We start from the raw sequence: 25537 nt of genomic DNA on the forward strand, positions 1-25537 counted from the left end.
TGCCCCGTTTTTAGGTTAACACACGCTCCAACACACCCTCCAGACGCGCAACAGTGCCCTCAACATCGTAGAGTTTATCAAGACCAAAAAGCCCAAGACGGAAGGTCATGAAGCCCTCTGGCTCATCACAGGCCAGCGGCACACCGGCTGCAATCTGCATCCCTTCCGCTGCAAACTTGCTACCATTCTGAATGGCGGGATCAGATGTATAGCTCACCACAACCCCGGGGGCGCCAAACCCTTTGGCAGCAACCGACGTAATGCCCTTTCTTTTCAGAAGATTACGCACCGCATCGCCCAACGCCCACTGTGCATCGCGCAGCTTGTCAAAACCGTAGTCGCGGGTTTCCACCATGGTATCACGGAACGCGCACAACGCATCTGTCGGCATGGTCGCGTGATAGGCATGGCCACCGTTTTCATAAGCTACCATGATGTCACGCCACTTCTTCAAATCGAGCGCAAAGCTGTCGGATTGCGTATTCTTCAATCTTTCCAGCGCCTTATCTGACAGCATCACCAAGCCTGCGGAAGGCGACGCGCTCCACCCTTTCTGTGGCGCAGAGCACAGCACATCAACCCCCAGAGCCTTCATGTCCACCCAGACACAGCCAGAGGCGATACAATCCAGCACCATCAGCGCACCAACCTCATGGGCGGCACTGGCCATGGCGGCGATATAGGCATCCGGCAGGATCACACCGGCGCTGGTTTCCACATGGGGTGCGAAGACAACCTGCGGTTTTTCCTCATGAATTTTCGCCACAACCTCTTCGATTGGGGCTGGCGCAAAGGGCGCAGTGGCTTCATCTCCCGCCTGCCGGGCCAGCATCACTGTGCTCTCAGCGGCAAAGCCACCAACCTCAAAAATCTGGCTCCACCGGTAAGAGAACCAGCCATTGCGCACCACAAGGGTCTTTTGGCCAGAAGCAAACTGACGCGCAACAGCCTCCATCCCATAGGTGCCGCCTCCGGGCACCAGGGCCACAGCATCCGCATGATAGACCTCTTTGAGAAGGTCGGATATATCACGCATAACCTTTTGAAATTTCTTGGACATATGGTTCAAAGACCGGTCCGTAAAGACAACGGAAAACTCGCTCAGACCACCGGGATCGACGTCATGTGCCATCTGCACTCTCCTATCTCTGCTCAGTCGCGTTTAGCCCGCAACCATGCAAAATCAAAGCCGCATGCACAGGAAACAGTTTCTTCTCTGACTTACAAAGGCCCAGGTCGCCGCTCTTCGCTGAGCAAAACATTGGCCTCCACATTGCCAACGCCGGGCAATGTCATCACCCGGCGGCGCAAAACCCGTTCAAAATCAGAGATATCCCGCGCGGTGACACGCAGGCGATAGTCATACATGCCCAGCACATGTTCAACGGTCTGCACCTCAGGAATTGCCGTCACGGCGCGTTCAAAATCTTCGAGGCTGACGCGTCCCTTGGTGGCCAATTTGATGCCAAGAAAAACGGTCACCCCAAAACCGAGCTTCTCACGATCCAGATCCAGTTTGCGGCCCGAAATCGCACCGCTGTCCTGTAAGCGCTTGATTCGACGCCAAGTTGCAGGCTGTGACATGCCAAATCGACGCCCAAGCGCGCCGGCATTCTGTGTGGCATCCTCCGCCAGCGCCTTTAGCAGCGCGCGGTCAATATCATCCAGATCCATCATATCGGCAGGCTCTCATCAGATTTGATCCGCGCCACATGCATGAGCGCCTCAATATCTGCGATATGAGGCAGTGTGAGGATACGGCGGCGGTAGATTTCCTGATAATGGGTCATATCTTTAGCGATCACCGACAGGCGCACATCCACCTGCCCCAGAAACGTCTGTATTTCAATGACTTCAGGAATCTCTCGCGCGGCTTCCAGAAAATCATCAAAGGCACGGGATTGGGTCTTATCAAGCGTCACCCGCAGGCTGACCTCAACCGCATAGCCCAAGGCCTGCCAGTCAATAACAGCCCGCTGACCGCGCAGAATGCCCCCTTCGCGCAGCTTATCGATTTTGCGCGACAGGCGGGAGGTGGTGAGGCCGAGACGGTCAGCCAGTTCCGGTAGGGACTGACTCGGATTGCCCTGAAGGTGGCGCAGTATGCGCCTATCGAGATCATCAAGCATGAAATCCACGATAAATCATCCAATCAAGAATAGAAACCTCGAATTAGACCCAAGTTTCACCCCTCACAACACTCTCTTTCCGCAAAGGAATGCCTATTGTAGCCGCAACATCAAACAGAGGAGCGTTCATCATGCGCGTTTATTACGATCGCGATTGCGACATCAACCTGATCAAAGACATGAAAGTGGCTATCCTGGGCTACGGTTCCCAAGGCCACGCACACGCGCTGAACCTGCGTGATTCCGGCGCGAAGAACGTGGTTGTGGCGCTGCGCGAAGGCTCCCCTTCCGCGAAGAAAGCCGAAGGCGAAGGCCTGCAGGTGATGGGCATTGCCGAAGCCGCAGCATGGTGTGACGTGATCATGTTCACCATGCCCGATGAACTTCAGGCAGAAACCTACAAGAAATACGTTCACGACAACATCAAGCCAGGCTCCGCGATTGCGTTTGCCCACGGCCTGAACGTGCACTTTGGCCTGATTGAGCCAAAAGAAGGCGTGGACGTGATCATGATGGCGCCCAAAGGCCCAGGTCACACCGTGCGTGGCGAATACACCAAAGGCGGCGGCGTGCCATGCCTCGTAGCCGTTGACACCGACGCAACCGGCCGCGCGCTGGAAATCGGCCTGTCCTACTGCTCCGCCATCGGTGGCGGCCGCTCCGGCATCATCGAAACCAACTTCCGCGAAGAATGCGAAACCGACCTATTCGGCGAACAAGCTGTTCTCTGCGGCGGTCTGGTAGAGCTGATCCGCTGTGGTTTTGAAACTCTGGTGGAAGCAGGCTATGCCCCTGAAATGGCGTACTTTGAGTGTCTGCACGAAGTGAAGCTGATCGTGGACCTGATCTACGAAGGCGGCATCGCGAACATGGATTACTCCATCTCCAACACCGCAGAATACGGCCAGTACGTCACCGGCCCACGTATCCTGAAGTACGACGAAACCAAAGCGCGCATGAAAGCGGTTCTGGAAGACATCCAGCAGGGCAAATTCGTGCGCGACTTCATGCTGGAAAACGCGGTTGGTCAGCCAACCATCAAAGCGTCCCGTCGTGCCAACGACGAGCACATGATCGAAGAGACCGGCGCAAAACTGCGCGGCATGATGCCTTGGATCTCTGCTGGCAAAATGGTCGACAAAGAAAAGAACTGATCCTTCTTTCCCCCTTGAAACACTGGACGCCCCGCAGATTATGTGGGGCGTTTTTCATTTGCCCACCGAGGCACCTGTTTGACCTTCCCGGCATCAGGGATCATGGTCCAAACAACCTGTAGGAGCGCATATGTCTGATCCGGATACCCCATCACTGTTCACCCCCAAGTGGCTCGCCGCTCTACTCAAAGGACAGCGTCCAGCCGGAGAGACCTTCTGGGTTGGCAACTATGGCACCGCATTGTTTCATCAGCCAATTCTCGCTGTTATGCTGGTGCTTCCGCTCCCCTCGATACTACCCGGATTACTCACAGCGCTGCTGACCGTGTATCAACTGGTTCTTTCAGTGGCCGTTGCGCGCGCCCAACCTAATGTCCCGACACCGACAGGTTGGAAGATAGCCGGCATTCTCGTCACTTTGGGCAATGCCGCCCTTTTTGCCACGCTCACCTCGGCCCTCTGGTAATCGGTACCATGACACGTGATCCAGAAATCACCGCTGGCAGCTGGCTGATGGTCGGCACACTTGGCTTGGTCTGGGGTGGCACGTTTATGGTGCAAAAACTCGCGCTCGACCATATGGCACCAATGTGGGTTGCGGCAGGTAGGATCAGCTTCGCAGCCCTGATCACCGCCTTTATTTGGCGCCTGCGCGGCGGGGGCATGTTTACCACGCAGGTAACCGACTGGCCCCGGCTGATCTGGGTATCCATGCTCAGCGCAGCCATTCCCTTCATGTTTCTTGCCTGGGCACAGCAACATGTAAGCTCCGCATTTACCGGCGTTTCAATGGCTGCGGTGGCGTTGATTGTTCTGCCGCTCGCACATTTTTTTGTGCCCGGTGAACGGATGACTCTGCGGCGCACCTTTGGCTTTCTCATTGGTTTTTCTGGCGTTTTACTTCTTATCGGCCCCGCAGCCTTTGCCAGCAGCGGCGCGGCACTGGAAAGCCTCGGCCAACTGGCCTGCCTTACCGCAGCATCCTGCTATGCTGTGTCATCCATTCTGATGCGCCGTCTGCCACCAATTGATCCCATTGGGCTATCGGCCGCGACCCTTATGTTTGGTGCAGTACTCGTCGTGCCATTGGCACTGATCAAAGAAGGCATGCCGCCAATGCCTGCACCAGAAGGTATGGCGATCGTTGCCATACTGGGCCTGATCCCAACAGCGGCAGCCGGGCTTTTGCGGATCCTTGTCATACGCACAGCGGGTCCCGTCTTCATGAGCCTAACCAACTATCAAGTGCCTTTGTGGTCTGTTGTATTCGGCGTCACGTTGATGGGAGAACCAGTACCCGGCTCACTGATCTGGGCTGCATTATTGATTCTATCAGGTGTTGGCTTGAGCCAATACGGCGCGCTGCGGCGACTGTTCACACAACAAGGCTGAGCTGTGTGAACATAACTGGCCAGGGGATCAGGCCGCTGGTCAGGCCACTGCCGCCTGAACCGCCTCTACAACGCTGTCCACAGCTTTTTCCAACAAAACCGCGTCTTCGCTCTCTGCCATGACCCTTACCAACGGCTCTGTACCTGATTTACGGATCAAAAGACGCCCTTGACCGGCAAGACTACGCTCCGCATGGGCAATGGCCGCCTTCACGCTTTCAGCCTCCAAAGGTGCCTGCCCTGCACCATAACGCACATTTTTCAAAAGCTGAGGCACAGTCTCAAAGACATTTGCCAATGCACTGGCAGGCTTACCGCTTTGCACCATTGCTGCCAGGAACTGCAGACCGGCCATCAACCCGTCACCGGTGGTGGCATAATCCGTCATGACAATATGGCCGGATTGTTCGCCGCCAAGATTGAAGCCACCCCGCCGCATGGCTTCGACAACATATCTATCGCCAACCGCCGTGCGCTCAAGCCGCAGGCCCTGTGCGCCCAGATATCGCTCAAGCCCCAGATTAGACATCACGGTCGACACCAGCGCGCCACCTTTCAGTTGGCCGCTTTGCGCCCAACGCGATGCCAGAAGCCCCATGATCTGATCACCATCTGCCACGTGGCCGTTTTCATCAATGATCATCACCCGGTCCGCATCACCATCCAGACAGATGCCAACGTCTGCGCCATGGGCCACGACAGCCTCCTGCGCTGTGCGCGTGCTGGTCGAACCGCAGTTTTGGTTGATGTTATACCCATTTGGCACCACACCAACAGCGATCACATCTGCACCCAGCTCCCAAAGTGCCTCGGGTGCCGCGCGATAGGCTGCGCCATTGGCGCAATCTATCACAACCTTTACACCCCGCAGAGGCAGGTCACGCGGCAAGGAGCTTTTGACCCGTTCAATGTAGCGGAACCGCCCATCGTCAATGCGCTGTGCGCGCCCAATATTCTGAGCCTGAGCGGACTCCACCCCCGCTTCGATGAGCTTTTCAATTTCCATTTCCGCATCATCGGAAAGCTTGAAACCATCTGGTCCGAAAAACTTGATGCCATTGTCTTCGGCCGGGTTGTGACTGGCAGAGATCATCACGCCCAAATCAGCACGCATGGATGTGGTCAACAAACCCACTGCCGGTGTTGGCACCGGCCCCAGCAGAAAAACGTTCATTCCCGTCGACGTCAGTCCAGCGGTCAAAGCATTTTCAAACATATAGCCGGACAAACGCGTGTCTTTTCCGATGACAACACGATGCTGATTGGTGCCATCGTTGCGAAAATACCGACCGACAGCGGCACCAATGCGCAATGCCATCTCTGCGGTCATCGGATAGGTGTTGGCCGTGCCACGCACACCATCGGTTCCAAAGAATTTACGCGTCATCGGTCACTCCTGTCGTCACTGCTTGCCACAGATTTATTGCCTGACGGGTCTCCGCCACATCATGAACACGCACAATTTGCGCGCCCTGCGCCACAGCTTCAAGGGCAACAGCAAGAGAGCCCGGCGCCCGATCCTGCGCAAGCGGAGCATTGCCGATCGTGCCAATGAACTTCTTCCGTGAGGCTCCTAACAAAACCGGACACCCCAAACTGTGAAACAGGCTCAAACGAGCCAACAGCGCAAGGTTGTGCGCCTGCGTCTTGCCAAATCCAATACCCGGGTCCACCACGATCTGATCCCGCGGCAAACCTAGGCTTTCAAGATACTCAACTTGTGTTTCAAGAAAGTCATACACATCCAACAGTACGTTATCGTAGCGCGGATCGGTCTGCATCGTGGCCGGATCGCCCTGTGCATGCATCACACAGACAGGCACATTCCGCTGAACAGCCATCGGCGCCAGTTCCGCGTCAAATGTAAACCCCGACACGTCATTGACCAATCCAGCACCTGCGCCCAAAGCTTCGCGGGCAACTTGCGACTTTCGTGTGTCGATGCTCATGGGAACATTCAGAGCTTCGGAGATCGCCTTTATCGCGGGCGCAGTGCGCGTGATCTCCACATCTTCCGGCACGAAGTCGGCTCCGGGGCGCGTGGATTCACCACCGACATCGATCATGTCCGCGCCGGCCTCCACCATCACGCCCGCATGCGCCAGGGCGGCCTGTGCGCCTTCGAATGCACCGCCATCAGAAAAACTATCCGGGGTCACATTCAAAATGCCCATAATATTGGGGCGCGCCATCGAAAGGCCCGCCACCGCACTGCGTGGGGATGTGATACGCCCCAACACCTCTGGCGGAAGCATCCTTGCAGCCACCACTTTGGCAGGCTCGCCACGCTGAAGACATTCAACATGTGAGAACCAACACCATCCCCCTGCCAGAACATATGCGTCATCGGGGCGTGCCGCATCGGTCTGCGGAAGAGCGCGATAGTAAACTGTCATGATCGCTGCATGCGCAAAACAGCTTCAAAAGGCAAGCGTTTACAAATCAGCTTGCAAAACAGACCCAACATGCACAGGGATTTCACCGCCCAAATTTTCAGTTGCAGTCGCAGCTGTGAACGCCAAAATCTCAATCGCATTCATTTCCTGCGCAAACCAAAGCGCCAGATCGAGTGTTTCGCTGGGGGCGGCAGAAGGCCCATCAACGGCATCCAAGACAATTTTGGACGGGGCCCAAACGCAAGTTTGCCCATTTTTCATGGCCCAATCCAGCTCGGTACGCGTATCCACCACCACGCATCGCGCATCGCGCGCGGCCAGAAGCCAGGCATTTTGCTCAATCGCCAGCAGATCCACACGGCGCTGCGTCATAGCATGGCCGGTTCTCAAAACCGTCTCTTCCGGGGCATCCACACAGAAGATCAACGGCTGGCCCTTCGCCAATAATTGATCGATCCAGATCCCAAGGTGCGGAGATTTCTGGGCCTCATTGGAGAGAAAAACCACGCGTGGCTGTGGCGGCTCTTCGTCCTGCAGCTCCTCCACTGGCGCCAGATTGGTCACACGGCTGCGCACAATCTCAACCCCCAGAGCCCCCGGTCCCCGATCCAGTTTCTCAATGCGCACAAAAACGCGCTGCGCCTGTGGCTCCAGCAAAACCCGATCCGCCACACGGGCGGCCAATGTCTCCAAAAGATTCAGACGCTCCGCTGCGAGCTCAAAGGCAATGGCTTCTGTGACCTTGTCATACGATAGAATACGATCCACATCGTCTTCGACAGACACCGTGATCGGGAGCACCTCAACCACCACATTGAAGCAAATCCGCTGCGTCGTGCCACGTTCTGCCTGAAACGCACCAATTTCAACTTCAACGATGTGATCACGCAATGAAATGCGGTCCAAAGGATCACTGGAGGATGTAGCCTCGGCACGTTCCGAAGGATGTGCGAAGGCCAACCGAATTTCATTGCTCATTTTGGCTTCCAAGCGCTTAAGTCTGGTGACTAGATTCTGATTTCGCCGCCTTTATCAGCCAGCAGAGCCTTTCACCATAGCGCAAAGACGTCATGTTTGACGCCTAAACCGAATAAATGGGGGCCTCATTTCCGGGAAAGACGGGTGGTCATCCGGTAGAAATGATGCACCCCGATTGTCGCCGTCCGCTCAAATGTGCGCGACCAGCGCGGGCTCACAGCTTTGGTATGATAATGTGTCGCGCCATCAGTCAGGGTCTTAGGAGACCCATCCAAAACGAGATGCGCCACCTTGCCTACACGCTCATAGGCAGTCTTCTCATGGATCTTGTCACTAATACCGTCACAGTTATACGTGAACTGGCACTGGTACTTGCGCCCACTGGCCGTGCCTTGATTGATCACGCCGCAGACGCTTTGTGGAAAAGATGAATGATCCTTGCGGTTCAAAATCACTTCCGCCACGGCAAACTGGCCTTTGACGCTTTCGCCCCGCGCTTCGAAATAAAGGGCCTCAGACAGGCACTGCCATTCTGCCGTGCGCTGTTCCTCAGTCACCTTCGGCAAGCTATCAATGAAAGCGCGGCTATAGGCGATCTCTGTTGGCTTGTCTTCTTTCTTGCTGGTGAAAATGTCGCGCAAAGTTTTGCCGTCAAACAGCACCAACTGTCGCGGTTTGGCCTCCTGCTTAGATGTCGCAGGCGTTGTCTCAGCGAAACTTGCGCTCGCGCAAACGACCGCCGCAAAAACGGATACAATAACACTACGCATGATGTGACCTCTTTGGGGAAACTATGACCCGACAGCTTTCAAACGCGGTGTTCTTAACGAAAATTTAACGAGTCGTCCACCAACGCACATGTCACAGCCCTTTCACCGTGATGAACACCACACACAAGTCAAGAAATATTCCTTATTTTATTGGATTTTGTCGCGAATAGCTAACTGTGCGGCAGCCAATCTAGCAACTGGCACGCGAAATGGTGAACAAGAGACATAATCGAGTCCAATCTCCCGACAGAAGGCAATCGATTCGGGGCTGCCGCCATGCTCACCACAAACCGAGAGTGTCAGCTTGGGCTGCGCACTACGTCCTCGCTCAGCCCCGACACGCAACAGCTCTCCTACGCCCTCTTGATCCAAAGTATGGAACGGATCTTCAGGAAAGACACCTTGCTGGACATAAGTACTCATGAAGCGACCGGCGTCATCTCGTGACAAGCCGTATGTCATCTGGGTCAGGTCATTGGTACCAAAGCTAAAAAACGAACAATGAGGGGCGATATCCTCCGCCCTCAAAGCAGCCCTAGGTGTCTCCACCATGACGCCAAGCCGGTAGTCAAAGTCACGACCTCGCTCTGTGCGCACCGCGGCGGCCACCGCGTCAATCCGTGTCTTTACCAGTTCGACTTCTCTCTTGGCTGATACCAATGGGATCATAATTTCCGGCACCACCGGATCAGAGGTCTTGCTGGCATCCAGTGTAGCCTCGAAAATGGCACGCGCCTGCATATCGAGTATTTCCGGGACCGTGATGCCCAAACGCACGCCGCGCAGACCCAGCATTGGGTTATATTCCCCCAGCGCCTGCACCCGCCGCGTCACATCAGACAATGGGAGATTCAGCGACTCGGCCAAATCTCGAAGACCTGCTCGGTCTGTTGGCAAAAATTCGTGAAGTGGCGGATCAAACAACCGAATGCAAACGGGACGTCCCTGCATAATCTCAAAGAGATCGACGAACATGTCACGCTGCATGGGAAGAAGCGCCTGAAGAGCCACACTGCGATCGGCAGGCGCATTGGCAAAAATCACCTCACGCATCGCGATCAGCTGGTCCGCTTCAAAGAACATATGTTCCGTGCGGCACAAACCTATGCCTTCCGCCTGAAACGTCAAAGCAGTTCGTGCATCCGCCGATGTATCCGCATTAGCGCGCACGCCAATATCGCGGCTCTCATCCGCCCATGACATCAGCACCTGAAACGCATCGTCTAGCGCGGCCTCCATCATCTTCGGCTGTCCTGCAAGCACCTGACCATTGGTGCCATCCACCGTGATCACATCTCCTTCGTGAAACACACGCCCATCCGGCGCAACGATACGGCGTTTGTTGATCTGAAAGCGCATGGACGTTGCGCCAACCACGCAAGGCAAACCCAGCCCACGACCGATAACCGCAGCATGGCTGGTCATCCCGCCACGCTCCGTCAAAGCGGCAACCGCAGCATGCATACCACGAATATCTTCCGGGTTTGTCTCCCGGCGCACCAGAATACAGGCTTCTCCCCGTGCGTCGCAGGCCTGGGCCTCTGCAGCGGTAAATACGATTTTCCCGGTGGCCGCCCCCGGGCTTGCCGCAATACCAGTCCCGATCACATCTCTCTCAGCAGTGCTGTCCACCTGCCGGTGCAACAATTCATTGAGCGCACGGGGCTCAACCCGCATCACGGCCTCTTCACGGGAAATGATCTTATCTTCTGCCAATGCAACAGCAATGCGCACGGCTGCGCGCGCACTGCGCTGAACGCGTACACCATCCAGAATGCGGATTTCACCGTTTTCTAGCGTGAATTCACACTGCATTTCCTCACGCAACTTCGCACGCATCAACGCTGCATGCTCTGTCAGCTTTGCGAAGGCGTCTGGCAGTTTTTCCTCAAGCGATGGCCCTCTTGCATCGTTTTGCAAAAACATGGCCGCCGCTCCAGACTTGAGCGCATCGCGGCCCTGGCTCTGGCTCATGTATCGGCCGGTGATCTGAGGGACACCCGTGCCTCCATCAACCAACTGCAAAACACCACTGCCGCTTTCTCCGTGCCCCACGCCCAGAGCCATCGCCTGAATAACAAGTCCCAGTCCAGCATCCGCAGGCGCCCCTTTGGCTTGGCGAAGCAACCTCGCCGTCGTGCCCTCCCAAGCGCGCGCCATAGAGCGCAAAACGCCAATCAATTGCTCGCTGCGCGACTGTGGGAAGGGTTCTTCGGCCTCACTTTCGTAGGCCTCTAAGAAGTCCGACACCGCATCAGCATCTTTTGTGTCCAGATCATCAAAAATATCCGGATCCAGACGTGCAACATGCGTCGAATATGACTGAATGAACTTCAAATAGAGTTTGCTGGCAGCTTCGGCACCAATCTCTGCGCTTAACCGCGACAACTGGACGTCATTCATGCCAATATTCAAAATCGCCCCCGGGCCGCCCCAATCAGGGTCTTCCGAGCTTGGACGCACACAAAGCAGCTGATCTTGCCCAAAAGGTGTCAGCATCTGCTCCATGTCCAGCCAATCTCCGGCGGCCAGCCCATGCACCGCATCAAAGGACAATGCAACCGTCAAAGGCACGGGCAATTCCAAGCGGACAAGGCGCTGCAAGCACTTAGCCCGCCCACCATGCGTTGCGGGCGACATGGGCGCGGTTGGAGTTATCAGGGTAATATGCGGATCATTCTGCTGCACTGCGGCACCTTTACTTTGCCGTGGGCAGCATAAAGCGCATGGGGCGCGAGGCAAGCCTTAGCTGCCCCGCGCCCCATGGCACCGTAGTACTACGTCTTAGCCTTCAACGCGCGTCAAATCTGCAGCCTGCAGACAAATCGTGCGAATGCGTGACAGCAGGTTGAGGCGATTACGACGCACAACGTCGTTGTCGCTGTTGACCTGCACCGCTTCAAAGAAAGCGTCAATTGGAGCGCGCAGCGAGGCCATGGTGCCCATGGCCGAGGCGAAATCTTCGGCCTCGATGGCCGAAGAGATCGCGCCTTCCGCCTGATCAAGAACTGCAAACAACGCTTTTTCGCTGTCATCTTCGGCAAATTTCACATCCGCGCCATAAGAGTACTCTACGCCGTCTTTTTCTTCGGCTTGGCTCAGAATGTTGTTGGCCCGCTTGAACCCCTGCAAGAGGTTTTCGCCATCTTCGGTGGACATGAAGTCCTGCAACGCGCGGGCTCGTGCCACAAGCAATGCGAGATCATCGTTGCCTGGCATCGCGATACAGGCGTCAATCACATCATGACGGATGCCTTGGTCACGCAAGTAGACCTTGAGGCGGTCATGGAAAAAGCTCAACAAGTCACCTGGCGCAGTTTCAACGATACCACGCGCCTGCGCAGCCTGCATTGCCATGTGCTTTGCGTCATGCCCTTCTGCATCCTGGGCGGCTGCATCCCATTCATCGACTTTCAGCAGAGCGGCGACAGCCTTTTGCGTGATTTCCAGCAAGTTGATGCGCAACCCATTCTCCAGAACAAGACGAATAACGCCAAGCGCGGCCCGGCGCAGCGCGTAGGGATCTTTCGATCCCGTAGGCTTTTCATCAATCGCCCAGAAACCTGACAAAGTGTCGAGCTTGTCCGCCATGGCCACAGCCACAGAGACCGGCGCGGTTGGCACATCGTCAGACGGGCCAAGTGGGGAGTAATGCTCTTCACTGGCCTGCCCCACTTCGGCGGGAAGCTCGGCAGCCTGCGCATAATAGCGCCCCATAAGCCCCTGCAGTTCAGGGAATTCATAGACCATCTCAGAGCTCAGATCCGCCTTACAGGCCTGTGCTGCCATCTGTGCCAACATAGGCTCGGCATTGACCGACGGTGCCAGCACGGTGGCCAAATGCGCAATGCGCATCACACGCGCGCCTTGGCTGCCGATCTGTGCATGGAAGGTCACATTATCGAGCTTCTCCACCCAAGGCTCAAAGCCTTGGTCCTGAACCATGCGCACGTCGTTTTCCCAGAAGAATTTCGCATCGCTCAGGCGCGCGAACAGAACCTTCTGATTGCCCGCCAAAATGGTCGCACCATCATCTTTGGTTGCACGGTTGGCAACGGTCACAAATTTCTCAATGCGGCCAGTCTTAGGGTTCTTCACCGAGAAGAACTTCTGATGCTCTTTCATCGAGGTCTGCAACACTTCCGGCGGCAAGCCAAGGAAATCCTCTGCAATGTCCCCCATCAGCACAACCGGCCATTCAACCAGACCGGCAACTTCGGCCAGAAGGCCTTTGTCTTCCACCACTTCGAGACCTTGGGCAAAGGCCATGTTGGTGGCGTCGTTCCAGATGGTTTCGGCGCGCTCTTCGGCGTTCAGCACCACTTTGCTGCGCTTGAGCTTGACCTCATAGTCCTCAAAGCTGGTCACGGCAAAACGGCCCTCGCTCATGAAGCGGTGGCCTTCGGTGGTGTCACCGGAGGTGATCCCGTCGATGTCGAGCGGCACAATGCTGTGGCCGTCCTCTGCGGACAGAATGCACAGGATCGAATGCAGCGGGCGCACCCAACGCAGGCTGCCTGCGCCCCAGCGCATGGATTTGGGCCAGGGGAAATTGCGAATGGTGTCTTCGAGCACCTCAGCCACGATCTCTGCCGCCGGACGGCCGGGCTTGGTGATGGTGGCAAAGTAGACCGCACCTTTCGGTGTCTCACGCTCTTCCAGATCTTCGCGCGCCACACCTGCGCCACGCAAGAAGCCCTCGATGGCTTTGTCAGGCGCGCCAACTTTCGGGCCTTTACGCTCTTCATTCACGGTCGGGCTTTCGGCCAGCAGACCTTCCAGCGCGAGCGTCAAGCGGCGCGGCGTGGAATAGGCACGTGCGTGGGCATAGGTCAAACCGGCCTCGACCAAACCATCCGTCACTTTCTTTTTCAGGTCTTCAGCGGCCCGCGCCTGCATACGGGCGGGGATTTCCTCAGAAAAGAGTTCGATCAAGAGATCAGGCATGACGGATCCTTAGAAGTTCACGATGGTCTGAATAACTACCGCGTTGGCAATATCGACGAAAAACGCCGAAACCAAGGGCAAAACGACAAAAGCGATCGGAGCGGGGCCATATCTCTTGGTCACGGCAGTCATATTGGCGATGGCGGTGGGCGTTGCCCCAAGGGAAAACCCAGCAAACCCCGATGCCAAAACCGCCGCGTCATAGGTGCGCCCCAAGATATAGAACAGCACGAACAACACCAACACTACCGTCGCCAGTGTCTGTGCTCCGACAGTAGCGAGGATGGCGAGGCCCGTTCCGCTCAAGGTGGAAAAATCCAATGTCATCAGCGAGACAGCCAAAAACACGCCAAGGGCAAATTCTGAGACAACAGCAAGCGTTGGTGTGCGCGCCACCGGAGGCGCATGTGGCACCAGAAAACTGCGCAAATTGCCAAGCAAAATGCCAACAATCAGACAGGGTACAAACAACGGTAACTTCAGACCAAGCTCCGAAAGGAGACCGTGCAATATATACCCTAGAATAATAGCGACATGCAGCGTCAACATCACCCGCATCAGCGTGACATGACTGATCTCCGTCACCTCATGCTCATCTGAAAACGAGACACCGACCACGTCTTCGCCATCGCCATGTGCCGAAGTAAGCGCATTGCGCGCGATCAGATACTTCGCGATTGGCCCGCCTACGAGAGATGCCGCAATGAGGCCAAGGGTTGCCATCGCCACGCCGAGCTCCGTCGCACTGTCAAATTCCGTAGCTTGTGCAACGTTTGGCGCCCAGGCAATGGCGGTACCATGCCCGCCAATCAGAGACGCTGACCCTAACAACACCCCTGTTTTCATCGGCAAGCCGAAAACACCAGCGCTCAGAACCCCAACGATGTTTTGAATAATGATTGTGGCCAGCGTGAGAAGGAGCAATAGACCAAGCAGCCGCCCGCCAGACAGCAAGTCAGACAAGCGCGCATTCAACCCGATCCCCGCAAAAAACAGGACCAAAAAATAGTCCCGGGCGCCCATTTCAAATTGGAACTGTGTCCCAAAAACGACGGAATAAACTCCGAAGGCCGCTGCGGCCAGCAACCCGCCCGTAACTGGCTCTGGAATGTTGAACTCCCGCAACACAGCCACTTTACGCGTCAGCTGAGCACCAAGCAGATAGACCGCAAATCCCAAAGTCGCGGTCAACATTTCAGGAACGACAAGGATCTGCGACATTTCCAATCACTCTATAGGACGCGGCGGACAATGCTCTGGAAGATGCTTTCCATCAAAGGCAATCTCACCGCACTCATTGATCTCATTCCATGCAAAGCCTCGACCATCAGGCAGGATCACTACAATACGATCAATGCCATAATGCACGTCTTTTTGCCCTAAAAACGCAATGGCTTCCTCGGCTTCGAGGGCTGCGCCAATTTCTTTGGCATCAAAGCAGTCAAACCAACCTGGCGCATTGCGCGGCTCTGCCTTCTCCAACATGACATAGGTTTCGGTCAAAAGCGCTGCGCTCATAGAAGTCTCAAAGCAGGCCCGATACCGGATCGGGCTGCTCTCACTGTCGATGGCCCGAAAGTTTTGATAGAGAATAGGCTCAGACGCTTCATCAACGAGAAGTGTCAATTTGACGTCGTCATTATTGCTGGAAGCAGGCACAGGCTCATAGTAGCCATACACCTGCAACCAGTACATGGCGGCTCCGCCAACCAAAGCAGTGAGCACAATAAGCCCTCCCAAGAATTTCCCAGTCATGCGGATGCCTCGCGTTTTTCCATGTCGCAGTTGTTACACAATACGTGCGCTGCCTTCAAAATGACCAGTCGCAGAGCAAATTATAGGATGCGTGTCGGTGGCCAACCTGCTCGGCAGGCCTTGTATTTTCAGCCTGTAGCAAGCACCTTACCGTCTTGAACCCACTGCCATTTTACCGGCAAGGCCGCAAGGCTCGGCATCGCTGCAACTAAACCTTGCGCCTCATGGTGTTCACGCAGCAAAGCCCCCGGCTTCGGTCAACACAAATGCATCGGCACATTGCTTCGCCAGCGCGCGCACACGCCCGATATAGGCTTGGCGCTCGGTGACCGAAATCACGCCACGCGCATCGAGCAGGTTAAATAAATGTGAAGCCTTGATGCACTGATCATAGGCCGGATGCGCCATGATGATACGCTTGCCGGTTTTGGGATCCAAATGCTCTTGCGCCAGAATCTTCGCACATTCTGCTTCGGCTTCTTCAAACTGCTTTAGGAGAACATCGGTGTTGGCCACATCAAAGTTCCAACGGCTGTATTCCTGCTCGGTTTGCTTAAATACATCCCCATACTTAAGCGCGATAGGCGCATCAGGATCATTGAACGGCATGTCCATCACGTGATCAACACCAAGCACATACATCGCCAGGCGCTCGAGCCCGTATGTCAGTTCGCCAGAAACCGGATGGCAGTCATGGCCACCCACTTGCTGAAAATAGGTGAACTGGCTCACTTCCATGCCATCACACCAGACTTCCCAGCCAAGCCCCCAAGCCCCAAGCGTTGGGCTCTCCCAATCGTCTTCCACAAAACGGATATCGTGCATCTCCATATCGATGCCAATGGCCTGAAGGCTGCCCAGATAGAGCTCTTGCAAGTTGGGCGGGCTCGGTTTGATCAGAACCTGATATTGATAGTAGTGCTGTAGACGGTTTGGGTTTTCACCATATCGACCATCCGTCGGGCGGCGCGACGGTTGTACATAGGCAGCGGCCCAGGCTTTGCTCCCCAAAGACCGCAACGTAGTGGCGGGGTGGAATGTACCGGCTCCGACTTCCATATCGTAAGGCTGCATGATCGCGCAGCCTTTTTCAGCCCAATAAGTCTGAAGCCGCAAAATGATCTCTTGGAAGCTACGCGGTTTACTATCGCTGTGTGCCATGCTCATTGCCCTCTGGAAACGCGGGTCTTGCTTAAGCGCAACGCCGCACGGGGTCAATTGCAGGCAGCCGCAAAATAGACGTGCAAGATAGCGCGAACCTGATAAACAGAGCCAATAAATTCACCCGTCACGAGTTTCAGGGACAACAATCAATATGTTGCGCACACTTCTGTCGCTTTTTGCCACCATTCTCCTAAGCGCCACACTCGCTTCGGCACAATCCACACGAGATGATATTGTCTGGGTGCAGCTGGAAGCGCGGCCAAGTCTTGCGGAAGCTACCGAGAACATTCGCGGTTATGCACAGCGCATGTCTGACGTGAACGGCTTCTCTTTGGGCGGCGGATGGTATGCCGTTGCATTGGGCCCCTATCGCCGTGAGGATGCTGAAAACGTGCTGCGCGTCTATCGCTCTGAAGGTTTGGTACCAATTGATAGCTACCTCGCCACGGCGCGGGAGTATCGCAGCCAGTTTTGGCCAGTGGGTGCCAACCAGCTTGCAAATCCGGAGGCAGCCCTAAATGGCACCTCCCCGTCCGGAGCGACAGCATCACAACCTCTTGAAACCGCCCCAGACGACACAGAAGTGGTCATCGTGGAGACGCCGGAGCAGCCGGCCACGCTCACGCCCCCCATTTCCCAACCCGATGAGACAGTACGCGAAGCACGCGCAAGCGAAGCGCGCCTTACGCGTTCCGAGAAAATGCAGCTGCAAGAGTGGCTGAAATGGGCTGGCTACTACAATGCCGCCATCGACGGTGCTTTTGGTCGCGGCACCCGTGGTTCCATGTCCGCCTGGCAAGCAGATAATGGGTTTGATCCAACCGGTGTGCTGACCACGTTGCAGCGCGCCACATTGCGTGGGCAGTATTATGCGGTGCTGGAAGGGCTGGACCTTCAGCGCGTGACCGACACGCAGGCTGGCATCGAGATGGTTGTGCCTTTGGGCGTGGTTGCAAAATCAGCGACCGAATATCCCTTTGTGCGCTATGAGGCGACTGGAGATGTGCCTGCCCAAGTGATGCTCATCAGCCAAGCTGGCGATCAAAACACGCTCTTTGGTCTTTATGACATCATGCAGACACTGGAGATCGTGCCACTGAACGGCCCCCGCGAACGCAAGAAAAACAGCTTTGTTCTCACAGGGGAAGATGGGCGCATCAGCAGCCATACGGAAGTCACACTCAAAGATGGCCAAATCAAAGGCTTTACGCTGATCTGGCCTGCCGGTGATGAGGAACGCCGTAAGCGTGTGCTGCGTGAAATGCAGGCAAGCTTTGCCTCGGTTGGCGGCACACTTGATCCAGCTGCCGGGGCAGACGTTACTCAGGACATCGACCTGATATCCGGCCTGCAAGTGCGCAAACCACAGCGGGCACGGTCTGGCTTCTTCATTGACACCAAAGGACATGTGGTCACCTCAGCAGAAGCCGTCCGCGCCTGCACACAAGTCACCATCGAAGGCGAATATGAGGCCCAAGTCTCTGTCATTGACGAGGCGCTTGGCGTTGCCATTCTTTCTCCCAAAACCTCTCTGGCCCCCATGGCCACTGCCGCCCTTCGCTCCGGTGCGCCACGTCTTCAATCCGATGTCGCCGTTGCCGGATACTCGTTTGAAGGCGCTTTGGGGGCGCCCACAGTGACCTTTGGCACCCTTTCTGATGTCAAAGGCCTACGCGGCGAACAGGAACTGGCACGTCTGGCGATGCGTGTTGAGCCCGGTGATTGGGGGGGACCCGTCTTTGATGCTGGCGGTGCAGTCTTTGGCATGTTGCTGCCACGCGATGCACAGTCCACTCAGCAACTCCCAACAGAAGTCAACTTTGCAGTGAACGCAGATGCGCTCCGCGCGCTATTGGCGCAAGAAGGCATCCAAGCCGCGCAAGCCAGCACAGGCGATGCGATTGCTCCTGAGGATCTGACCAAACAAGCTGGCAATATGACCGTTCTGGTAAGCTGCTGGTAGAGCTATCAGCATCTCCGAAACACCAAGGGGCGATGCCATGGCATCGCCCCTTGGCTTTGCAGTGGCACCAAAACACACGCCCTTGCTGACCCAGACTTAGAGCGCATGACTGCACGCTTGTTTGGTCGTAAACTCGACAGCTCCGACAGGCATAAGATCAAACGCGGCATGACACATCCTGTCTAAGCGCATCTTGATCCGTTGCTATCAAGCTCTCCAGAATTGCACTGTAAACAGGACATAAACAGCCAAAAGCTCAAGGCGCCCAATCAACATGCCGATCACCAATATCCATTTAGCACTGTCATTGAGCGTCGAAAAATTCCCTGCGGGCCCAATAATATCTCCCAAACCCGGGCCAATATTCGCCAACGCAGCCGCTGCACCGGACAAAGCAGTTGTGAAATCAAGTCCTGTCAGACCCAACAACACCGAAAGCGCGCCAAGCGTAACCGTGAAGAACACAAAAAAGCTCATCACCGAACTCAGCACATCGTCGTCAATTTTGCGCCCTTGGTAGGTGGGGGCAAAAACGCCACTAGGGTGCTGAAGCTTGCGAATTTGCGATTTGATGGCAGCAAAGAGCAGCTGATAGCGAAAGATCTTAATCGAGCAGGCCGTAGAGCCAGCGCATCCGCCAATCAATCCTGCAAAAAACAGCACAGACACAGGAAAGCCGCCCCACTGCATGTAATCAGCACTGGCATAGCCTGTCCCGGTGACAATCGATGTTGTGTTAAACAGCACCTTCCGAAATCCAGCCTCGCTCCCAAGCCCCCTGCTGAGGACTTGCCAGAACGTCAGCATGATCACGATAACGGCAATCGTCATGAGAAAAACGCGGATTTGAGAATCCTGCAACAAGGGCCGCGCCGTACCTGCGGTCAACTGTACGAAGCGGACAAAGGGCAATGCGGCCAACATCATAAAGATGACAGCCACATACTCTGTGCCAACCGAAAACGCCCCAAAAGAGGCATCATAGTTGGCGAACCCGCCTGTCGCGATCGTGGTCATTGCATGCACCACAGCATCAAACGCAGTCATCCCCGTGATGACATAGGCCAAGGCGCAGGCCACAGTAAGTGACACATAGATCACCGAAATACGGCTACTGATTTCCGTGGCCCGCGGAAGAATTTTACCGAAAGTGTCAAATCCTTCAGAGCGGAAGATCTGCATCCCCCCAACGCGCAGTTCCGGCAGGAAAACCATCGCCACAACAATGATACCAATTCCCCCAAGCCACTGAAGCAATCCGCGCCACAACAGCATGCCCCGCGGCATGTCATCCAACCCTGAAAAAACTGTGCTTCCCGTCGTCGTCAAGCCGCTCATCGCCTCAAATACCGCATCAACGGCGCGCGCTTCTGTTGCGCCCAAGACAAACGGCAAAGCTCCGAAAATCGGCAGGGCGAGCCAGACAGACGTTGTCAAAAGAAAGGTCTGTTGGAGCGACAGCCCTTCGCCACGACGGTTGTGGCAAGACAATGCGACGAGCCCCCCCGTTAGGCTGGTGATAACCGCGCTGATAAAGAACGCCCCCCAGTGGCCGTTTCCCTCTACGATGTCCACAAACATCGGGAACACCATCGTTGCTCCCAACATAGCCACAAGCAGGCCGATCACATATCCAACGGGTCTGAAATCAAACATGCTGCAGCGTTGGCGCGTGCCGAAGCCGGAGTCAAGCGACTAACCGAACACGTCGAGCCCCTCGACTGCCTACAGGTGACGCAACAGTGAACGCCGCGTCTCACCCGACGTGGAAAAGCGTCGTAAACAGCTTTGGATCAAGGCTGTCGGATGCAAAAAGCGTCCCATCTGTCAGAACCGAGACCGCATCATGGCTGTGCAGGCTTTCCTGATGGCTCGCGATCACACGGAAATCCCCAATCCGATCATCCGCTTTCAACTGTTCACAGAACAAGCGCGCCGCGTCTTCTACAAAGATCGGGTTTGCCGCATTGAGTTCAGCAAAGGCCTGTTCATCCTCGCGCTTGACCATAACCTGCGTTTCCGTAGGCACCGCAGCCCGTGCGAGATCAATCAAATCTTCAAACCACAGCTTCGGGCGATCTACCACCTGAACGGAGATCCGCGCCACAGAGCGCTGTGAATGTGGCGTTGCCAACTGTCCGCGGGCCATCCGCGCATGTTCGCTCAGCTCCAAAGAGCATGGGCAGGTTGAGGAATACACATAGTCCAGATGCATGATTTTATGCATCACACCGCCCTGCTGAACCTTTTCAAGCGCGATGTCGTAATACTGATAGCCTTCCAGTCCAGAGCGCAATGACTGGATTTTCATAGGATAAGAAAAGCGCATCTGCAGGCGTGCATCGAAGCTTTCGAGATCCGTAATGTAGTCCGCCAGCGCGGCTTCCATGACACTGAAGCTGAATGTCTTTTCGGCATGTTTGTAGAAAGAGCGCATGATCCGGGACATGTTGATGCCCTTTTTGTCGGCCTCAAGGCTCACCGTACCGGTGACGCTGGTTTCCAGCGTGATGTCGCCATTGTCACGCGTGTGAAACCGGATGGGCAGGCGGAAATTGGAAATACCCACATGCTGAATTTGCTGCTTCTCACCTTTAATCAGGCTCGAAGGGCCATTCTGTAGATCAGGCAGCGTCGCCCGATACTCCGGTGTCGCCTCAAAATCAGTCGGATAGTCCCGCGACAAAGACGGGTAATTGGCCAACGGCTGATCCGGAAGCAGGCGTGAAATCGCAGGATCAAGCTCTGCAATCTCAGTGACCGACGCCGTTTTTGCCCAGGCGCGCAGCTGCGCGAGCGCCTCTTCAGCGTCATCGCGCGTAACATTACCGTTTGAGGCAGAAGTCTGAATGTTCATAAGCCATGCGCCCTTGCGTCCTGTCGCCAGCCTAACTTAGTCGGTCTGGCGTCAAATTGCTAATTTCGATAAACTATACGCGGAAAACGACCTATTGGTTCATCAGATGACCAACTTTAGGTCACCGCGGCGACGCGTCAGGGAAACGAGGCCGCGGTGAAAAGCATCTCACGACTCAGCAATAGCCAGAGCACGCGTGATATCGTCGATAAGATCCTGTGTGTCTTCCAGACCAACAGAAAAGCGCACAAGCCCGGGCGTAATGCCCAGATCTTTTTTCTGGTCGTCAGGCAAGCGTTGATGCGTGGTGGTTGCAGGATGGGTTGCAATGGATTTTGCATCGCCCAGATTGTTGGAAATCACAGCAATTTCCAGAGCATTCAAGAACTTGAACGCCGCGCTCTGCCCGCCTTTCAGGTCAATGGACAGCACCGTACCGCCTTTGCCGCCCAACTGCTTTTGCACAAGCGCAGACTGCGCATGAGAGGCCAACCCCGGATAAATGGTCCGCTGTAGTGCACTATGCCCTTCAAGCGCTTGGGCGATCGCCAAAGCGCTCTCAGCCTGAGCCCGCACGCGCAAATCAATGGTTTCTAATCCCTTCAGCATCACCCAAGCATTAAAGGGGCTCATGCTGCCGCCGGTATGCTTCATATAGGGCTCTACAGTCCCGCGAATGAAGTCTTTCGTCCCAAGGATGACGCCACCAAGCGCGCGTCCCTGACCGTCAATATGTTTGGTTGCGGAGTAAATGACCACATCCGCGCCCTGCGCGATGGCCTCGCTGAACACCGGTGTCGAAAAGACATTGTCGACGACAACAATGGCGCCAACCTCATGCGCAATTTGCGCAACCGCCGCGACATTGATGACTTCCAACGTCGGGTTGGACATGCTCTCAAAGAACACCGCCTTGGTGTTCGGCCGCATCGCCGCTTTCCAGGCCGCCAGATCAGTACCATCCACAAAGGTCACCTCCACGCCGTAGCGGCTGAGGATGTTCTCCAGGATATAAAGGCAGGAGCCAAACAACGCTTTGGCGGAAACCACATGATCCCCGGCCTGCAAAATTGATGTCAGCGCGCCACTAACGGCGGCCATACCGCTTGCGGTGGCAAAGGCATCCTCTGCCCCCTCAAGCGCTGCAATACGCTCTTCAAACATAGCCACGGTCGGGTTGCCATAGCGGGCATAGATGAACTCATCCGGGCCCGTCTCAATGAAGCGTGCTTCAGCTTGTTCCGCGTTGTCATACACAAATCCCTGCGTGAGATAGATCGCTTCACTGACCTCATTGTATTGACTGCGCCGCGTGCCGCCATGCACCAGCTTCGTGCGCTTGTTCCAATCGCTCATATCTTCATCTCTCCTGAACCATCCCGAGATGGCCCAAATAAAAAGCCCCGTTCCGGCCAAGCGGAAGGGGCTCCTTCATCCTGACCTCTTTAGCGGCTTGTTTAACGTGGCCCGCAATCCGGTAACAAATCGCCACTGTCGCGGCGTAGGCCGCAAGGCCACAAAGGTCAAGCATGATGCTCCGCTGTCACGCGAGTTTTACCCAAAATGTACCATTGACCTGATGAATTCAGCAAAAAGGCTCCAGAAAATGGTCATGCGACAGCTAGGTCGCCAAACTTAAACCTTTGCTGAGAGCTCCTTGCACAAATGCCCACAAATTTGCCCGACCGCTGCCAAACTAGGCGAAAGCAAGAAGGCCTGCCCCCTCTTGCGAGAAAACGGGATTTCGGCATCATGTCAGCCAGAAGGCAACAGGAGCACGCATGTCACAATCCCCTATTGATCTCTACTACTGGCCAACACCGAATGGCTGGAAAGTCTCCATTGCTTTGGAAGAGATGGGCCTGCCCTACAGCACGCACCTCATCAACATTGGCAACGGCGATCAATTCGCGCCCGAGTTTCTGAAGATTGCGCCCCACAATCGCATGCCTGCCATCGTCGACCCGGATGGCCCGGATGGCACAGCACTCTCTGTTTTCGAAAGCGGGGCGATCTTGAGCTATCTGGCACGTAAAACGGGCAGTTTCATGGGCAAGACTGCACGTGACAGAGTTGCCGTTGAAGAGTGGCTCATGTGGCAGATGGGCGGGCTGGGCCCGATGGCGGGTCAGACACATCACTTCCTGAAGTATGCCCCCGAAGACATCGCCTATGCCAAAGACCGATACAGGAAAGAAACTGCGCGTCTCTACGGCGTGCTGGATCGCCGGCTGGCGGACAATGAATATGTGGCCGGTGATTTTTATTCGATTGCAGACATGGCCATTTGGGGCTGGGCTTCTCTTTGGGAGGGACAGGAGCAAACCCTTGAGGACAAACCGCATATGGCGCGTTGGCTCAAGCAATGCTGGGCGCGTCCAGCTCTGCGTCGCGGCCGCGCGCTCTTTGCCGATTTGCGGGGGGATCGCTCCGACACCTGGGTGCAGAACGACCTATTTGGCCCAAACGACGCTTAGAGCAACGGGCTCATGCGTCCTCTTCTTCAATGGCGTAGTCCTGAAAGATCTTGCCCTGCGTCATGAAGAAGGCAAACACTGCTGCGGTCAGCCCAAAGGTCTTGAAATACACCCAAGTGTCTGTGCTCTGAGTGCGCCAGATAATTTCGTTGAGCGCCGCAAGCGCCAGAAAGAAATAGGTGAGCCGCTTGGTCAGCAGCATCCAGCCCTCTTCTTTCAGAGGCATCATCTCTTCCATAACAAACTTGAGATAGCTCTGCCCACGCAACAGTCCTAGGCCCAGCGCACCGCCAAACAAGAGGTAGATCATCGTCGGCTTCATCTTGAAGAAACGCTCATCATTAAGCCAAACCGACAGACCGCCGAACACCACCACAAGAACCAGAGTGGCAATCTGCATTTTGCTGATCTTGCCCGTCAACTTCCAGAGGATCGCTGTCGTTATCACTAACAGGGGAATGAACCCGGCGGTGGCAATGATGAACCCATCATAGCTGTTTCCTGCAATCTCAAAGCTCTGGTCCCGCATCCGCAGGTAAGCCACGAAAAATGCCACAATCGGCCCCATCTCAAGGCCCATCTTCAGCATGGGATTGATCTTTTTCTCAGACATCGCGCGCTCCTGTTATCTGCCCAGTTCCACTATCACAGCCCCCAGCGCAATCAATGCCATCAAAGCAATCCGACGCGGCCCCACTGTCTCTTTCAGAAAGATCCACCCAATCAAGGCCGCAAAGACCGGCGAGGTTTCACGCAGCACCGCCGCTTCACCAACGTTATCAAGCCGTGTGGCCAGCATGACCGAGCCAAAACTGGCAAATGCCACAAGCCCGCCGAGAAAACCTCGCATCATCAGGGGGCCCAAAGCGGGCGCATGCACCATAGACCGCCAGCGCAATGTGGCAATCACCGGAAACACCAAACCATCGATGAAGAAGAACCACGCCAGAAACGTGAAAGGATCAGCCGTCGCTCGAATGCCGTAAGCGTCATAGGTGGTGTAAAGCGCCACAAACAATCCGGTAAAAACCGCGATCACCATGGCGGAGATCAAGGTGTCACGACCTTCCGTCATGAAAATCATATTGTAGATCGCAAGCCCGAGAATACCCGCCATCAGAACAGCCACACCAAGCCATTGCACGGCGCTGAAGGTCTCGCCAAAGATCACATAAGCCCCAATGACCGTGAAAAATGGTCCGGTGCCCCGGACCACTGGATAAACAACCGTGAATGCACCTTTGGTATAAGCCCAGCTTTGCAAGAGCTTGTACCCCACGTGAATGACAAAGGCCCCGGCAAAGATCAGCCACATGTGGGGCTCTGGCCACGGCACCACAAAAAGCGCAAAGGGGGCGGCCATGGCCGCGTAGCTGAAGTCAATGGCGCCACGCGTCAACCAGGGGTCATGTCGTCCTTTCTGGATGGCGCCGAAGACCGCATGTAAAAATGCTGCCAAAAGTGCAAGTATCAGGGCAAGCTGCTGGCCAGCATCCGTGCCTTCCAGAGACACCAGCCAGGCACTCATACTCTATATCCCTGCGCCGCCCGTGACT

At 55.6% G+C, this 25537-nt stretch carries 22 protein-coding genes and 1 riboswitch; of the genes, 5 read left to right on the top strand and 17 right to left on the bottom strand.

The window, feature by feature from the left end:
- Window positions 1-10: 10 nt before the first annotated feature.
- The 3 genes from J7382_RS18465 to J7382_RS18475 form a co-directional block, all read right to left on the bottom strand.
- Entirely contained in the window at window positions 11-1132 is a 1122-nt protein-coding gene (locus tag J7382_RS18465; protein WP_209070454.1) for an aminotransferase class V-fold PLP-dependent enzyme, read from the bottom strand.
- Between the two features lie 89 nt (window positions 1133-1221).
- Complete coding sequence (locus J7382_RS18470; RefSeq protein ID WP_209070455.1) at window positions 1222-1677, bottom strand: Lrp/AsnC family transcriptional regulator; 456 nt, start codon at window positions 1675-1677, stop codon at window positions 1222-1224.
- A complete protein-coding gene (locus J7382_RS18475) occupies window positions 1674-2129 on the bottom strand; it encodes an Lrp/AsnC family transcriptional regulator (RefSeq protein ID WP_209070488.1) in 456 nt (151 codons plus the stop codon). Before J7382_RS18475 ends, J7382_RS18470 begins: the two co-directional genes overlap by 4 nt.
- A 131-nt stretch (window positions 2130-2260) precedes the next feature.
- Between J7382_RS18475 and ilvC the strand changes: the two genes are divergently transcribed.
- The 3 genes from ilvC (at window position 2261) to J7382_RS18490 (ending at window position 4675) form a co-directional block, all read left to right on the top strand.
- On the top strand, window positions 2261-3283 hold the full coding sequence (gene ilvC / locus J7382_RS18480; RefSeq protein ID WP_209070456.1) for a ketol-acid reductoisomerase: 1023 nt from the start codon (window positions 2261-2263) through the stop codon (window positions 3281-3283).
- 130 nt (window positions 3284-3413) lie between these two features.
- Window positions 3414-3749 (top strand): hypothetical protein, encoded by a 336-nt coding sequence (locus tag J7382_RS18485; protein ID WP_209070457.1) that lies wholly within the window; start codon window positions 3414-3416, stop codon window positions 3747-3749.
- Between the two features lie 8 nt (window positions 3750-3757).
- Window positions 3758-4675, top strand: a complete 918-nt coding sequence (locus J7382_RS18490; protein ID WP_209070458.1) for a DMT family transporter — start codon at window positions 3758-3760, stop codon at window positions 4673-4675.
- 39 nt (window positions 4676-4714) lie between these two features.
- Here the strand turns inward: J7382_RS18490 and glmM are convergent, their stop codons facing one another.
- The 9 genes from glmM to J7382_RS18535 form a co-directional block, all read right to left on the bottom strand.
- Complete coding sequence (gene glmM / locus J7382_RS18495) at window positions 4715-6061, bottom strand: phosphoglucosamine mutase (protein ID WP_209070459.1); 1347 nt, start codon at window positions 6059-6061, stop codon at window positions 4715-4717.
- Entirely contained in the window at window positions 6051-7070 is a 1020-nt protein-coding gene (gene folP / locus J7382_RS18500) for a dihydropteroate synthase (protein ID WP_209070460.1), read from the bottom strand. The genes glmM and folP overlap by 11 nt, the downstream gene beginning before the upstream one ends.
- Before the next feature lie 39 nt (window positions 7071-7109).
- Window positions 7110-8048: a dihydroneopterin aldolase gene (locus tag J7382_RS18505; RefSeq protein ID WP_209070461.1), complete on the bottom strand. Its 939-nt coding sequence runs from the start codon at window positions 8046-8048 to the stop codon at window positions 7110-7112.
- Window positions 8049-8173: 125 nt separating this feature from the next.
- On the bottom strand, window positions 8174-8818 hold the full coding sequence (locus J7382_RS18510) for a cell wall hydrolase (RefSeq protein WP_209070462.1): 645 nt from the start codon (window positions 8816-8818) through the stop codon (window positions 8174-8176).
- 147 nt (window positions 8819-8965) lie between these two features.
- On the bottom strand, window positions 8966-11458 hold the full coding sequence (locus J7382_RS18515; RefSeq protein WP_209070489.1) for a putative PEP-binding protein: 2493 nt from the start codon (window positions 11456-11458) through the stop codon (window positions 8966-8968).
- A 144-nt stretch (window positions 11459-11602) separates the two neighbouring features.
- Window positions 11603-13765 carry a glycine--tRNA ligase subunit beta gene (glyS, locus tag J7382_RS18520; protein ID WP_209070463.1) on the bottom strand — a complete coding sequence of 721 codons (2163 nt, stop codon included), beginning with the start codon at window positions 13763-13765 and terminating at the stop codon, window positions 11603-11605.
- Between the two features lie 9 nt (window positions 13766-13774).
- Window positions 13775-14986 carry a sodium/glutamate symporter gene (gene gltS / locus J7382_RS18525; RefSeq protein ID WP_209070464.1) on the bottom strand — a complete coding sequence of 404 codons (1212 nt, stop codon included), beginning with the start codon at window positions 14984-14986 and terminating at the stop codon, window positions 13775-13777.
- Between the two features lie 6 nt (window positions 14987-14992).
- Window positions 14993-15520, bottom strand: a complete 528-nt coding sequence (locus J7382_RS18530) for a DUF6446 family protein (RefSeq protein ID WP_209070465.1) — start codon at window positions 15518-15520, stop codon at window positions 14993-14995.
- A gap of 231 nt (window positions 15521-15751) precedes the next feature.
- Window positions 15752-16681, bottom strand: coding sequence for a glycine--tRNA ligase subunit alpha (locus J7382_RS18535; protein ID WP_209070466.1), 930 nt, complete (start codon window positions 16679-16681; stop codon window positions 15752-15754).
- A 154-nt stretch (window positions 16682-16835) separates the two neighbouring features.
- Between J7382_RS18535 and J7382_RS18540 the strand changes: the two genes are divergently transcribed.
- Window positions 16836-18647, top strand: a complete 1812-nt coding sequence (locus tag J7382_RS18540) for a serine protease (protein ID WP_209070467.1) — start codon at window positions 16836-16838, stop codon at window positions 18645-18647.
- 207 nt (window positions 18648-18854) lie between these two features.
- On the opposite strand, the gene J7382_RS18545 is transcribed toward J7382_RS18540, so the two are convergent.
- The 3 genes from J7382_RS18545 to metZ all read right to left on the bottom strand — a co-directional run bounded on the left by J7382_RS18545 (window position 18855) and on the right by metZ (window position 22860).
- Window positions 18855-20303 carry a TrkH family potassium uptake protein gene (locus J7382_RS18545; protein WP_209070468.1) on the bottom strand — a complete coding sequence of 483 codons (1449 nt, stop codon included), beginning with the start codon at window positions 20301-20303 and terminating at the stop codon, window positions 18855-18857.
- Window positions 20304-20403: 100 nt separating this feature from the next.
- On the bottom strand, window positions 20404-21504 hold the full coding sequence (folE2, locus tag J7382_RS18550) for a GTP cyclohydrolase FolE2 (RefSeq protein WP_058239754.1): 1101 nt from the start codon (window positions 21502-21504) through the stop codon (window positions 20404-20406).
- A gap of 168 nt (window positions 21505-21672) precedes the next feature.
- Window positions 21673-22860, bottom strand: a complete 1188-nt coding sequence (gene metZ / locus J7382_RS18555; protein ID WP_209070469.1) for an O-succinylhomoserine sulfhydrylase — start codon at window positions 22858-22860, stop codon at window positions 21673-21675.
- Between the two features lie 68 nt (window positions 22861-22928).
- Window positions 22929-23006: riboswitch (SAM riboswitch) on the bottom strand.
- Window positions 23007-23285: 279 nt separating this feature from the next.
- Between metZ and J7382_RS18560 the strand changes: the two genes are divergently transcribed.
- Window positions 23286-23981, top strand: coding sequence for a glutathione S-transferase N-terminal domain-containing protein (locus J7382_RS18560; RefSeq protein ID WP_209070470.1), 696 nt, complete (start codon window positions 23286-23288; stop codon window positions 23979-23981).
- 10 nt (window positions 23982-23991) lie between these two features.
- On the opposite strand, the gene J7382_RS18565 is transcribed toward J7382_RS18560, so the two are convergent.
- A complete protein-coding gene (locus J7382_RS18565; protein WP_058239751.1) occupies window positions 23992-24594 on the bottom strand; it encodes an inner membrane-spanning protein YciB in 603 nt (200 codons plus the stop codon).
- A gap of 12 nt (window positions 24595-24606) precedes the next feature.
- Window positions 24607-25509 carry a DMT family transporter gene (locus J7382_RS18570; RefSeq protein WP_209070471.1) on the bottom strand — a complete coding sequence of 301 codons (903 nt, stop codon included), beginning with the start codon at window positions 25507-25509 and terminating at the stop codon, window positions 24607-24609.
- Between the last annotated feature and the right edge of the window lie 28 nt (window positions 25510-25537).

The sequence above is a fragment of the Shimia sp. R11_0 genome (genome assembly GCF_017744035.1).
Taxonomy (GTDB): Bacteria; Pseudomonadota; Alphaproteobacteria; order Rhodobacterales; family Rhodobacteraceae; genus Shimia; species Shimia marina.